The sequence below is a fragment of the Massilia forsythiae genome, assembly GCF_012849555.1.
GTDB classification, from domain to species: domain Bacteria; phylum Pseudomonadota; class Gammaproteobacteria; order Burkholderiales; family Burkholderiaceae_D; genus Telluria; species Telluria forsythiae.
Genome location: NZ_CP051685.1, coordinates 1,539,952 through 1,553,600 on the forward strand (window position 1 = coordinate 1,539,952; position 13,649 = coordinate 1,553,600).

Genomic DNA, 13,649 nt, shown 5'->3' on the forward strand with positions numbered 1-13,649 from the left:
CCCTTCTCCTGAATGATTTCAGTGATGCGCTCAGTAGTGCGATCAGTCGAGCATGAACACCGGATAGCGGCGCCACTCCGGCTCGCGGTAGCGCGTGCAGTTGGCGAAGATGAAGTCGAGCACCGCGCCCTGCTCCTTCAGCAGTGCCGGGTTGGCCGCCTTCCATGCGGCGAATTGCGCCGCCAGTTCCGGCTCGGACGCCAAGAGGCGGCTCGCCTCGTCCTCGAACACGTAGTCCGAATACGCTTCCTTCTTTTCCAGTACGCTGTTGAAGAAACCCCAGCGAAACAGGCTGTCGTGTGCCAGCGGTTCCAGCGTCTCGACCGCGTAGCGCGCGTTGTCCTGGTCCAGCGGTACGATCCAGTCGCCGGCGCGCAGCGTCGCCACGGCGCGGCGCTTTTCCAGACGGACGTCGTCGTGGAACATGTGGCCCTCGTAGGCGTTCCCGCGCGGCGTTACGGACGCCACGTGGTAGCAGCCCACTTCCTGCTCGCGCTCGTTTTCCACGCGCTCCAGTCGCACGCCGTTCCACTGCAGGCGCTCGACGACCTCGCGCCACTGCTGCGGCACCACGTAGGCGCGCGGCGCCGGCACCACGATGTCGGCCGGGAAGCGGTTGAAGTACGGGATGTCGCGCTCGAACGGCGCGCTGCGGTCGTACCACAGGCGCTGGTAGTCGCCCAGCAGGCTCGGTTTGTACCTGGCTTCGTAACCCTTGAAGCGGAAGCTGGACGGATTCGCTTCGTCCATCGCCCAGTGGATCGGCCACTGGGCGCGCATGCGGCCGGACTGCTTGGCGGCGCGCCGCAGCGCCACGATCCGGTCGCCGTGCGCCACCGTGAAATCGAGCGCGGTCTCGACCAGCGCGCGCATCGAGTGATAGCGGTCGGCGAAGGGTTTCAGCATGTGCGTCTCGGGCATGAAGCCGATGGTGTCGTGCAGGGCGGCGTAGCCGGTCGAGAAGCGCGCGGTTTCCAGGAACTCGGCGATGCCCTGGTCCGGACTGTCCTTGACAGGATTCACGTACGGGCAGGTCGGCCAGCCGCGCGCGTCCATGCCGGCGTACATGGCCGGCAGCATGGTGTCGCGCAAAAAGGCGCCGAGCTCTCCGCCCAGCTTGTCGGCCTGGGTGTGGATCAGCGTCATGGTGTAGGCGTAGTCGGCGCCGTTGGAGGTGTGGGTGTCGACCATCACGTCCGGGCTCCAGGCCGCGAACAGCTTGTTGAAGACTTGGGCGGCGAGCGTGTCGCACTTGACGAAGTCGCGGTTCAGGTCGAGGTGGCGGCTGTTGCCGCGGAAGCCGAACCGTTCCGGGCCGTCCTGGTTCACGCGCGAGGTGTCATTCCGGTTGAAGGCGCCGTCGACGTTGTACAGCGGGACGAACAGGAACACCGTCTTGCCCAGCGCGGCCAGGCGTTGCGGCTCCAGGCAGAAGTCGCGTACCAGCGCCATGCAGGCGTCCACGCCTTCCGGTTCGCCCGGGTGGATGCCGTTATTGTTGAAGAACACCGGCCGCGCGGCGGCCTTGATGGCGTCGCGCTCGAACACGCCGTCCGCGGAGACCACGCCGGCATGGATCGGCACGCCGGCGTCGGAGGTGCCGACCTGGGCGAAGCGCAGCACGCCCGGAAAATCGCGCGCGAGCGTTTCGTACCAGGCGATGCAGTCGGCCCAGGTGGTGGTCTGGTTCTGGTTGCCCCGCTCGAAGGGGGTGGTCATTTCGGTGGACATGGTGTGTGCTGTGAGAGGGTGAGGCCAAGGCCGCTAATGTAGCGCACTTTGGGCGCGGCGTCGGCATGGTATCGGCGCCGCGCCGCCGTGTCTACGCCGCGTCCGGCGCCGTCAACGGCAGCGCGATCGCCACCAGCGTGCCGGCGCCGGGACGCGATTCCACGTGCAGGCTGCCGTCCAGCGCGAACACGCGCTCGCGCATGCCGATGATGCCGATGCCCTCGGAGGCCACGGCCGGATCGAAGCCCTCGCCGTCGTCCTGCACCTCGATCTGCAGCGCGTGGTCGCGCTCGGACAGCACCAGGCTGACGCGCGCGAAACCGGCGCCGGCATGCTTCATGATGTTCGACAGCGCTTCCTGCACGATGCGGTAGGCGGAGATGGCCAGCTCGTTGCCGATCCTGGAGAAATCGCCCTCGGAATGGAACTCGAAATGCACGCCGGCGCTGCGGTAGTGGTTGACCATCTCCTCGACCGCGCCGTGCAGGCCGAGCATGTCCAGCACCTCGGGCCGCAGGCGCCGCACCAGGCGGCGGCCGTTGGCGTACAGGTCGAGCGCCAGCCTGGTGATGGCCTGGGCCTTGGCGCCGATCTGCTCGACTTCCTGGCCCGGCTGGGCGCGCGCGGCCAGGTGCTGGATGGTCTGCGATTCCAGCCGCACCGCGATCAAGGACGCGTTCAGCTCGTCGTGGATCTCGATGGCGATGCTCTTCCTTTCATCCTCGATGATGCTGTTGACCTTCTGGATCAATTTTCTCTTGTCGGCGTCGGCGCGCAGCGCCTCGTTGCGCGAGGCCAGCAGGTCGCGCGTGCGCTCGGCCACCTTGTTTTCCAGGTCTTGCGTGGAACGGTCGAGCGCCACCGACATCTCGCCGATCGACGCTTGCAGTTCGCCGATCTCGCCGCCGCTGGTGACCGGCAGCTGCACCCGCACGTTGCCGCCGCGGATGCGGCGCAGCACCGCGATCGCCTCGCGCAGCGGCACCGTCAGGCTGCGCGCCAGGATGAAGCCGAGCGCGCCGCTGGCGGCCAGCGCCAGCGCCGCCAGCGCCAGCTCGACGCGGAAGCGCCGCAGCTGCTTGGCCAGCATGTTGGTGGGCGACATGGTCACGCGCACGCTGCCGACCACCTCGGTGGTTAAGGTCGGCGGGCGGGTGTCGCTGGAGGCCGAGACGTGCGGCGTGCCGTTGTCCGAGAACAGGTTGATCCACACCACCTGCTTGCGGATCGGCGCCTCGTAGCGCTTCGGCTCGGCCTCGATCGGGTGCTCGGACAACGCGCTGACCGCGTTGCGGCCGTTGGCGTCGACCACGTCGATGCGGTAGATGCTGCGGTCCGACTGCACCAGGCCGTTGATGGTCAGGCGCAAATCCGCCAGGTTGCCGGAGATGACATTGTATTCGCTGGTCTCGGCCAGCGCGCGCGCCAGGATGCGCCCGCGCTCGGCCAGTTCCTCGTCGACTTGCGCGCGGTGCGAATACCAGGAATAGCCGACGAAGGCAGAAAACAGCAGCGTCACCGGCAGCATGGTAATGAAGGCCATGCGCAGGCCGATGCTCCAGTTGCGCCAGAAGCGCAGCCAGGCCCAGGAGATGCGCGACGGCGTCATGGCTGGTGCGGCGCCGGCTGCCCGGGCGCAGGCGAGTTGGCTTGGCGATCCGGCGCAGAAAGATCGGCACGGCTGGCCGGCGCCGTGTGCGCAAAGCGGCGTGCGGCGGCGTCCACCGTCACGTCGAGCGAGCGCGCCACGCCGTCGTTGACCACGGTACGGAAATAGCGCGGGAATTGCGGCGGCGCCAGCTCGCCGCCGGCCACGTAGGCGCCCGCGATCTCGGCCACTTGCGCGTTGATGTCCTCGACCTCGGAATAGGTGCTGGCCAGCGCGCCGGCGCGCACCATGTCGGCCGAGAAGCCGATCACGCCCTGCTTGTGGCGGTAGGTCGAGAGCAGGATGTTGCGGAAGTTCTCGGCGTTGTAGACCGCCGCGTCGGGCAGCGCCAGCAGCACTTCGGTCTGGGCGATCTGGTTGAGCATGCGGTTGATGTCGCCGTCCGGTTCCGCGTCCAGCACGACGACCTTGTCCGCCGCCAGTTGCGGTTTCAAGAAGGCGGTGTCGGCGCCGAGGATGGCGGCCACGCGCACCGGACGGCGGTACAGCAGCGCGGCCAGGCGCAGCTGGTCGCCGGGGGCCGGTTCGGCGTAGACGGCGGTCATGACGGGGAGCTGCGCCGGCGTCTGCGCCGCCGCAGACGCCGGTGCCGCCCCCGCGGCGATCGCGCGAAACACCTGGCTCGACGTAAAGGCGGAAATCACCACGCAATCGCAGCGGCGCGCGGCCACGTCGCGCAGCGCGGCCGGGCCGATCGCCACGTACAGCATGCGCCGGCGCTGGGCCAGCTCGGTGCGGAACACGGTGAAGATCGGCGCCAGGCGTTTATATAAATCCTCGGCGATGCGGCGCGTGAGGGCGCTGTCGTCGGCGGTGACGATCTGGAAGCGGAAGCCTTGCACGGGTTCGGGCCTGGCGGCGTGGGCCGACAAGCCGGTGGTGGCCAGGATCAGTGCGGTGGCTGCCAATCGATGCATGGCGGCGCTGCAGGCACGCATGCACTGCATGGGTCCCCGCCTGCGCGGGGACGACGGGGTTGGTGCGCGTCCCACGGATGCGCTATCGGCCTGCGAGGCTCAAGGCTGGATCAACCCGTGTTTCACCGCCAGCTTGGTGATGTACGCCTGCCGGTGCACCCCCAGCTTTTCCTTCACTGCCTGGCTGACGTTGCTGATCGTCTTGGTCGACAGGTTCAGGCGCTCGGCGATCTCGTTGTTGGTCAGGCCCTCGGCCATCAGCCTGAAGATTTCCAGGCTGCGCTCGTCGAGCTGCGATTGCGGCGAGACGTCACCGCGCACCGCGAGGCTGGCCAGGCGCTCGGCGATCTGCGGCAGGAAGTACAGCTTGCCCACGTGCGCCTGGCGCACCGCCTCGGCCAGGTCGGCCGGGTCGCAATCCTTGGTGACGAAGGCGTGCGCGCCCAGGCGGTAGGTTTCCTTGATCAGGCTGTCCTGGTCGAACTGGCTGAGGAACACGATCTTCGCCTGCGGATCGGCTTTCATGATGTTGTTCGCCGCGTCCAGCCCGGTCAGCTCGGTACCGAAGCGGATGTCGAGCACCGCCACGTCGGGCTTCTGTTCGGCGTACATGGCCACCGCTTCGTCCGGGGTCTTGGCCTGCCCCACCACTTCCAGCCCTTGCGCGCCCAGCGACATGGCGAAGCCGGTCATCACGATCGGGTGGTCGTCCGCCAGCATCACGCGGATCGGTTTTTGCTGTTTCTGCACTATGTTCTCCAATATAAACCGGCATCGCTTGCCACTGCTTGGTAACGCGGCATACCAATGCACCGACCTTGTCGAGGGTATATCGGGATTATTTCATACAACCCGCCGGGAAGCGAGCAGGCCGGCGCCATGCACGCATACCCACCGCCATCGTCGATGGCTCGTGGTGGAATCATTGAATACCATGAAATAGCTTTACTAATTGCTAGGCAATAGCATATATTGATTCCAGCGAATTTCAGAATCGTATCCCTTCACGACCAACAGGAGGATGGCCATGCAGTTCTCACACACCCGACGCGATGGCGGCGGCAAGTTCGGCAAGTTCACCGTGGTCGCCGCACTGCACGTGGCGGTCGGCGCGCTGCTGATCCACAACCTGAACACGCGCTCGATCTCGGTCCAGAAGATCGTCGATTCGATCCCGGTGGACATCCGACCCGAACCGAGAATACCGCCGCCGCCACCGCCCGAACCGCCGCAACCGGCGCAACAACTGGCGCCGCCCCAGATCTTCGTGCCGAAGATCGAGACCGACGTCGTGCCCCCGCCCGAGCCGGCGCCGATGCAGACCACGCAGGTGGCCGAACCGCTGCCGCCGCCGGCCACGCCGGTCCAATCGGCAGCGCCCACGCCGCCGGTCGCCGCCGCCAGGCCGGACGCCGACGCCGGCCGCATCCGCACGGCGGTGCTGGCCGACGCCAACAGCTGCGCCCTGCCCGCCTACCCGGCGCGCGCCGTGCGCGAAGGCGCCAGCGGCACCACCACGCTGGCGCTGCTGGTCGGCACCGACGGCCGCGTGAGCTCGGCGCGCGTGGAGCACGGCAGCGGCTCGCGCGACCTCGACCGCGCCGCGCTGGCCGCGCTCAGCCTGTGCCGCTTCAAGCCGGCCACCAGCAACGGCGTGCCGGAAGCGGGATGGGCGCAGTTGGCCTACGTCTGGACGCTCGACTGATCGCACGGCCGTACCTGGAGCCCTCTCCGGGGATGCCGTACCCGTTTTGCCCGCTTTTCCCTCCTCGGCCAGGCGGGCTTTTTTTCGTCCGCGCCGGCCGCGGCATCCATCGACAGGAACACCATGCGCCTTCTATCCTCCCTGCGCGTCGCGCCCGCGCTGGCCGGCTGCGCCGCTTACCTGGTGCTGGCCGCCCTGCTGGCCTGGCCGGCCCTGCAGCCGCGCGCGGCGCCGGCTGCCGGCAGCGCGCCCGTTTCCGGCTTTTCCGGCGCGCGCGCCTTCGCCCATGTAAATGCCCTGGCGCAGGCGCCGCGCCCGGTCGGCAGCGACGCCAACGCCGCCGCGCGCGCCTACCTGGTCGCGCAGATCCGCGCGCTCGGCCTGGAGCCGGAGATCCAGACCGAGACCGTGCAGGCGTCGTCGGTGAACATGATGGCGCACGTCAGCATCACGCTGGCCGAAGTGCACAACGTGCTGGTGCGCAAACCGGGCGTGGTGCGGCGCCACGGCGCGGCCGGCGCCAGCCAGCGCCACCATGAACGCGATGCGGTCCTGATCGCGGCGCGCTACGATTCCGGCAAGGACACCCTGGGCGCGGCCGACGGCGCCCTGTCCGCCGCCGCCATGCTGGAAGCGCTGCGCGTGCTGCAGGCCGGCCCGCCGATCGACAACGACCTGCTGTTCGTGTTCACCGACGGCGACGGCGCCGAGGCGCTGGGCACGCGCGGCCTGGTGCAGTCGCACCCGTGGGCGCGGCGCGCGCGCGTGGCGCTGCGCTTCGACAATCCCGGCAACCGCGGCCCGCTGCAACTGATCGACGCTTCCCACGCCGACGGGTTCAGCATGGATGCCTGGGCGCGACTGGGCTCGGGCGCGGCCTCCGGCAACGCCTTCATGGCCGCGCTGTACCAGGCCTTGCCGCAGCGCGCCGCGGGGGATACCCTGGCCGCATCCGGCGCCTCGGTGCTGCAATTCGCCACCACCGGCGGGCCGCTCGGCGACGCCTACGGCAACGTGTTCGGCGGCCCCGGCCACGACATCCCGCAGCGTCTGTCCCGGACTACCCTGCAGCAGGAGGGGGATGCCATGCTGGCCCTGCTGCGCCACTTCGGCAATGCCGCCCTGCCGTCTTCGCCGGCTCCAGCGGTGCGCGGCCAGGTATTCTTTACCGTGCCGGTACTGGGCACGCTCCACTATCCGCTCGCGCTGGCGTGGCCGCTGGCGCTGCTGGCGACGCTGCTGACGGCCCTGGCCTGCCACCGCGCCGTGCGGCGCCAAGGCATTGCCGGCACGGACATCGTGCACGGCGCCTTCGGCTTCCTGTTCATGGCCGCGCTGGCGGTATTCCTCACTTTCCTGTGCCGCGACGCGATGGCCGGACTGCGCGCGCGCTACGACGTCGGCGTGCTGGTGGCGGACGACGGCGTGCGCTGGCAACTGCTGGCCTTCCTGTCGATGCCGGCGGCGCTGTTCCTGCTGCTGCAGCGCCGGATGCAGGCGCGCTTGACAGCGGCGGTGACGGCGCTGGGCGCGATCGTCGTCGCCAACCTGTTCCTGCTGCTGTGCTGCCGGTTCGCGCCGGGTGCCAGTTACGTGCTGGCCTGGCCGCTGCTGGCGGCGCAGGCGGCCTGGCTGGTGCCGGCATCGCGGCGCGTGCAGGCCTGGCCGCCGCGGTGGGTCCGGACGGCGCGTGTGGCGTTGCCGGCGGCGGCCGCGCTGCCGGCCTTGGCCCTGATCCTGCCGGCGGCCTACGAGGGCATCGCTTACCTGTCGCCGCAATGGCTGGTGGTGCCGTGCGTGCTGCTGTGCTTCGCGCCGGCGCTGTGCGGCCCGCTGCTGGCCGAGCTGGATGCGCGCCTGCGCGCCGGCGCCCCGCTTCTGGCCGGCCCGCTGCTGGCCGGCCCGCTGCTGCTGGGCAGCGCCGCCTGCATCGGCATGGCGTATGCGGCCAGCCCGGCCTGGCCGGCGCTGCCGGCGCCGAACAAGCTGCTGTACCTGAAGGATGCGCTCACCTGGCGCGCGTTCTGGCTGCATCCGCCGCAGGCGCTGGACGCCTGGACGAAACAGGTGTTCCCGACCTCGCGCGCGCCGCTGCCGATGCCCTATACCTTCGCCGGCGGCTCGCCACTGTGGCAGGCGGCGGCGCCGCGCATCGATGCCATCGCCTACCCCTGCCTGACGATCGAGAAGGACCAGCGCCCCGGCGCGCTGCGCCACGTGGAGTTCCTGCTGCGCTCGAAGAACGGCGCGCCGGAACTGACGCTGACGCTGATCGGCGCCGACACGCTGCGCAGCAGCGTCAACGGCCGCCTGTTGACCGACCGCCGCCACCGCGGCTGGAAGATGACGCTGCACGGCATGGGCGAGCGCGAGCTGCGTTTCGCCTTCGACCTGCTGGGCGATCCGGCGTTCACGGTGTACGTCCAGGAGCATATCCCGGGCTTGCCGATGCGGTACTTGCCGGCGCGCGCCGCCGACCTGCCGGCGCTGCTGCCGCAAACAGGCACCACGGTGGCGGCCGACATACTGGCGTTTCGCGGCCAGTAATCCCGCGAGGGATGCAATACAATGCTCGCGCATCCGGGCGGCCACCGCCCGCTTCCGATTACTCCCTAGCGCAGCAGGACTCCATGTACAAGATCGTTTCCTCGACCATCGCCGCCAGCCTGGCGATGGCCTTCGCCGCCATGCCCGCCGCAACCGGCGCCGCCCCTCGCTCCGCTTCCGCCCACGATGCCGGCCAGGCCATCGTCCAGGAGACGCCGCTGCGCGCCCACATGGCGATGCTGTCGTCCGACCTGTTCGAGGGCCGCGGCACCGGCCAGCGCGGCGCCGACCTCACCGTCGCCTACCTGGAAAACCAGGCGCTGGCGATCGGCCTGCGTCCCGCCAACGGCAGCAGCTACCGCCAGAGCGTCAAGATCGCCGGCGTCAAGGCGCAGCCGCAGGACAGCTCGGTGGCCGTGGTCGCCGGTGGCCAGGCACTGCCGCTGGCCTTCGGCAAGGACTGGGTGTGGGCGCCGGGCGATGCGCAAGCGGTGCACGACATGGATGCGCAACTGGTCTTCGTCGGCTACGGCATCGCGGCGCCGGAAGAAGGCGGCTGGGACGACTACAAGGGTGTCGACGTCAAGGGCAAGGTGCTGGTCATGCTGGTCAACGACCCGATGCCGACCGCGGCCGAGCCGAACCGTTTCAATGGCAAGGGCTTGACCTACTATGGCCGCTGGACCTACAAATTCGAGGAAGCCGCACGCCGCGGCGCCGCCGGCGTGCTGCTGGTCCATACCGACGCCTCGGCCTCGTACGGCTGGAGCGTGGTCTACAACAGCTGGACCGCCGAGCGTTTTCAATTGGCCGACGCCGACCTCGGCACCGGCATGCAGGGCTGGATGACCGAGGCCAGCGCGCGCGCCCTGTTCGCCGCCGGCGGCCAGGACCTCGATCGCCTGCGCGCCGCCGCCGAGGACAAGTCGTTCAAACCCGTGGCGCTGAATGCGCGCGTAAAAGGGCAGACCCGCGCCGCGGTGCGCGCCATCGAGCAATTCAACGTGGCCGGCGTGGTGCCCGGCACCGACCCGGCACTGAAGGACGAAGCGGTGATCTACAGCGCGCACTGGGACCACCTCGGCAAGCAGGACGATGGCGGCAAGGGCGGCGATACGATCTTCAACGGCGCCGTCGACAACGCCTCCGGCAGCGCCGGCCTGCTGGCGATGGCGCAGGAAGCGGTGCGCCATCCGGCCAAGCGCAGCCAGTTGTTCCTGTGGGTGGCGGCCGAGGAGCAGGGCTTGCTGGGCAGCGCGGCCTACGCGGCGAAACCGCTGTGGCCGCTGGACAAGACGGCGGCCGCGCTGAACCTGGACAGCCTGAACTTCGTCGCCGCCGCGCGCGACATCGGCGTACAGGGCAGCGAGCGCACCGGCCTGGGCGCGATGGCCGCCACCACCGCGCAAGCGATGCACCTGGCGGTGGCGCCGATGCGCCCGGACCTCTCCGGCGGCTACTTCCGCAGCGACCACTTCAGCTTCGCCAAGGCCGGCGTGCCGGCGTTCTCGATCGAGGGCGGCCACGATTGGGCCAAGGATAAAGCCGCCAACGACGCCAAGGCGCGCGCCTACAACGACCGCTATCACCAGGTCAGCGACGAATACGACCCGAGCTGGGACCTGGCCGGGATGGTGCAGCAGGCGCAGTTCACGCTGAACCTGGGCCGCATGGTGGCGGATGCGCCGGCGATGCCGGCATGGAAGGCGGGCGACCAGTTCGGCAAGGTACGCGCAGCGAAATAAATTTGTTCATCGCCTGATACGCAAGCACCGGCGCCCCCGCGCAGGGTAAAGAATGCCACTGGCATTCTTTACCCCATGCCGAGTGTCCGAAGTCGGTATTTGAAGCGTTCGAGCTGCTTCCCATGTATCGAATCCTGATGCTGCGTATGGGTCCCCGCCTTCGCGGGGACGACGGCTTTTCGACGTCTATTCCTGCCTCACCTCTTCCAGGATCTGCGTCAGCTTGCCGATCTCCACCGGCTTGACCAGGTGATACCCGAACCCCGCCTGGCGCGACAACTCGCGGTCGCGCGGCTGGCCGTAGCCGGTCAGCGCCACCAGCACCGCGTTCGCATGCGCCGGCTGGCGGTGCAGGCGGCGCGCCAGTTCGTAGCCGGTCATGTCGGGCAGGCCGATGTCGAGGATGAACACTTGCGTACCGCCGTCGACCGCCGCCAGCGTCGACGCCCCGTCCTCGTACACGTGCACGGTGTGCCCGTGCGCGCGCAGCAGCACCGCCAGCGACTGGCCGGCATCGGCATTGTCGTCGACGACGGTGACGACCAGCGGCCGCACACCACCGGCGCCCTCGCCCGAACGCGCCACCTGTCCCACCTCGGCATCCGCCAGCGGCAGCACCACCGTCATCGTCGTGCCCTGGCGCGCGCCGTCGCTGTGCGCCGTTACCTGCCCCTTGTGCATGCGCACGATGCTTTTGACCAGCGCCAGCCCGATGCCGAGGCCGCCCTGCGAGCGGTCCGGCGTGCGCTCGGCCTGGGTGAACAGGTCGAACACGTGCGGCAGCAGGTGCGGGTCGATGCCGCTGCCGTTGTCGCGCACCGCCAGCGCCGCCATGGCGCCGTCGCAGGTCAGGCTGAGCGACACCTGGCCACCGGCCGGGGTGTACTTGGCCGAATTGTTGAGCAGGTTGACCAGCACCTGCACCAGGCGCGTGCGGTCACCCTCGACCGGCACCGGGCTAGGCGCCAGCGCCACCGACAGCGTGTGGCGGCGCTCCTCCAGGTGCGGGCGCGCCTGTTCCATCGCGGCGATGGCGATCTTGTTCAGGTCGAGGATCTCGCTGTCCAGTTTCACCAGGCCGCGCGTCACGCGCGACACGTCGAGCAGGTCGTCGACCAGTTCCGTCATGTGGCGCACCTGGCGCGAGATGATGTTGCTGGCCTTGACGCGCAAGGACTCGTTCAGCTCCGGCAGGCGCAGCAACTGGGCCGCGCTGGTGATCGGCGCCAGCGGGTTGCGCAGCTCGTGCGCCAGCATGGCCAGGAACTCGTCCTTCATCTTGTTGTGGCGCTCGGCCTCGGCGCGCGCGGCGCGTTCGCTCGACAGGATCTGTTCGCGCTCGTGCACCGCGCGCTGGGCGATGTCGTACAGGCGCGCGTTGTCGATGGCGATCGCGGCCTGCACGGCAAAGGCGCCGACCAGCTCCTCGGTGCGCGCGCCGAACATGGCCGGCTGCGCGTGGCCGAACAGCAGTCCGCCGATCACCTCGCCCGAACGCGATACCACCGGCGCCGCCAGGCAGCTGCGCACCGGCAGGTGCCCGAACCGTAGACGATGCAGGGGCGCGTGCTGCAGCGGCAGGCCGCGGCGCAGCGCGGTGCCGGCGAAGCGCGCGTCGCAGCCGATGTCGCTGCTGCGCACCGGCGCCCCGCCGGCGAACAGGGACGCGAACAATGCGCTCATGCGCGGCTGGTCGAGGTCGGCGAAGGCCTCGCGCGGCGCGCCGGACAGCATGTACAGCAGGTAGTCGTCGCCGTCGTCGTCCTTGCCGTTGTAAAAAAAGGCGCCGAATTCGGCGCCGGCCAGTTCGGTGGCGGCGTCGCTGACGCGACCCAAGAGCTGGTCCAGCTCGAGCGTCGAGGCCAGCGGTTCGCAGGCGCGCTTCATGCGTTCCAGCACCCGCGTTTCCTCGCGCAGCGCCTGCTCGGCGCGCACCTTTTCCGTGGTCTCGACCAGTGTCACCAGGATGCCGCCGACCCGGCCGGCATCGTCGTACAGCGGGCTGTGCGAAAAGGAGAAATAGCCGGTCTCGTTGGCGCCGTGGCGGTCGATCACCAGGGCCATGTCGTCGCGCCGGATCGATTCGCCGTCCCATACCTGCGTCAACAGCGGTTCGACCTGGCGCCAGATGCCGTTCGCGGTGGCGCACAGGCCGGCACCGAGCGCGCGCTCCTGCTTGTCGCCCAGGATCGGCACGAAGGCATCGTTGAACAACTGGGTGTATTCCCGCCCCCACAGCAGCAGCATCGGCATGCGGCAATCGAGCAGCAGGCGCAGCGCCGCTTTCAGGCCGTGCGGCCAGTCCTGGACGGGTCCGAGGCCGGTGGTCTCCCATGGATGCGAGCGCATCCGCCGTTCCATGTCGCCCGCGGGCGGCATCGATGCGGCATCAAGCGCAGGGAGATCGAAGGGCCAGGGCATGGTGTCGTGTGGAAGTTGAACAATGGTTGTTCAACTACACATGATAGCGCACCTCATTATGATCAAACGGAAATATCTTGCCGTCATTACACACGATGTGGCAAAAACAACCACCCCGATCGCAGGAATCGGGGTATGGATCGCATGCCATGCAGGCAGCGCATTGCCTGAGGACAAGCGGCAGCCACGGCATTCATTCAGCCGCCGCGGCTGCCGCTCGACCGGCCTGGACGCGCCGGCAGCGGCGCTTACTGGATGATGCCGCAGGCGATGCGCGCCCCGCCACCGCCGAGCGGCGCCGGCTTGTCGGAGAAATTGTCGCCGCCGGCATGCACCATCAGCGCCTTGCCCTTCACGTCGGCCAGCTTGGTCATGCGCGGCGCCGTCACTGCCGTGCCCGCGCCGCCATTTTCCGCCACCATCAGCGGCGGCAGGTCGCCCAGGTGGCCGTCACCGGTCGGCGAGCCGTGGTGCTTGGTGGCTTGCGGATCGTAGTGGCCGCCGGCCGCGCCGGCCGCGACCGGCTTGCCATCCTTTTCGTTGGCGCCGCAATTGCCGGTCTCATGCACGTGGAAACCGTGCGGACCCGGCGGCAGGTCGCGCAGCGATGGCGTGAACACCAAGCCGGTCTTCGATTCGGTGATCGTGACCGTGCCGATCATCTTACCGGTGCCCTTGGCGTCGACCAGGGTCATCGGGGCTTGCAGCTTGTCGGTGGAGGGCGTGGTGGATTGCGTGGCAGTCTGTGCCGAGGCGCCGGCGGTGGCGCAGATGCAGGCGAGCAGTGCGGCGGTGGTACGGAGTTTCATGGCATCTCCTTTCAGGGTGGAATAGTCAAGCCGGGTCAGTGTATTACATGACAACGGATGAGGGCGAACGGGATGCGATGGCAAAAAAAACGGCACCCCGCAGGG

General features: G+C 69.0%; 9 protein-coding genes. 3 read left to right on the forward strand and 6 right to left on the reverse strand.

Annotation, left to right across the window (positions count from 1 at the left end; all coding sequences use genetic code 11):
* Window positions 1-42: 42 nt before the first annotated feature.
* From HH212_RS06615 to HH212_RS06630, 4 genes are all read right to left on the reverse strand, one after another.
* A complete protein-coding gene (locus HH212_RS06615; protein ID WP_169434690.1) occupies window positions 43-1,731 on the reverse strand; it encodes a M14 family zinc carboxypeptidase in 1,689 nt (562 codons plus the stop codon).
* 91 nt (window positions 1,732-1,822) lie between these two features.
* Entirely contained in the window at window positions 1,823-3,340 is a 1,518-nt protein-coding gene (locus HH212_RS06620) for a sensor histidine kinase (protein WP_169434691.1), read from the reverse strand.
* Entirely contained in the window at window positions 3,337-4,317 is a 981-nt protein-coding gene (locus HH212_RS06625; RefSeq protein WP_211172465.1) for a type 1 periplasmic-binding domain-containing protein, read from the reverse strand. Before HH212_RS06625 ends, HH212_RS06620 begins: the two co-directional genes overlap by 4 nt.
* A 99-nt stretch (window positions 4,318-4,416) precedes the next feature.
* Window positions 4,417-5,067, reverse strand: a complete 651-nt coding sequence (locus HH212_RS06630) for a response regulator (protein ID WP_229217607.1) — start codon at window positions 5,065-5,067, stop codon at window positions 4,417-4,419.
* Between the two features lie 277 nt (window positions 5,068-5,344).
* Here HH212_RS06630 and HH212_RS06635 point away from each other — a divergent pair, with 277 nt between their 5' ends.
* From HH212_RS06635 to HH212_RS06645, 3 genes are all read left to right on the forward strand, one after another.
* Window positions 5,345-6,022, forward strand: coding sequence for an energy transducer TonB (locus HH212_RS06635; RefSeq protein WP_169434692.1), 678 nt, complete (start codon window positions 5,345-5,347; stop codon window positions 6,020-6,022).
* Between the two features lie 123 nt (window positions 6,023-6,145).
* Window positions 6,146-8,569, forward strand: a complete 2,424-nt coding sequence (locus tag HH212_RS06640) for a M28 family peptidase (protein ID WP_169434693.1) — start codon at window positions 6,146-6,148, stop codon at window positions 8,567-8,569.
* Window positions 8,570-8,652: 83 nt separating this feature from the next.
* The gene (locus HH212_RS06645) at window positions 8,653-10,314 is read left to right on the forward strand and encodes a M28 family peptidase (RefSeq protein ID WP_169434694.1); all 1,662 of its coding nucleotides are present in this window, start codon (window positions 8,653-8,655) and stop codon (window positions 10,312-10,314) included.
* A 186-nt stretch (window positions 10,315-10,500) separates the two neighbouring features.
* Here HH212_RS06645 and HH212_RS06650 read toward each other — a convergent pair whose 3' ends face one another.
* Both HH212_RS06650 and sodC read right to left on the reverse strand, forming a co-directional pair.
* Window positions 10,501-12,663, reverse strand: a complete 2,163-nt coding sequence (locus tag HH212_RS06650; RefSeq protein WP_169434695.1) for a hybrid sensor histidine kinase/response regulator — start codon at window positions 12,661-12,663, stop codon at window positions 10,501-10,503.
* A gap of 320 nt (window positions 12,664-12,983) precedes the next feature.
* Window positions 12,984-13,544 (reverse strand): superoxide dismutase family protein, encoded by a 561-nt coding sequence (gene sodC, locus HH212_RS06655; protein WP_169434696.1) that lies wholly within the window; start codon window positions 13,542-13,544, stop codon window positions 12,984-12,986.
* Window positions 13,545-13,649 lie beyond the last annotated feature (105 nt).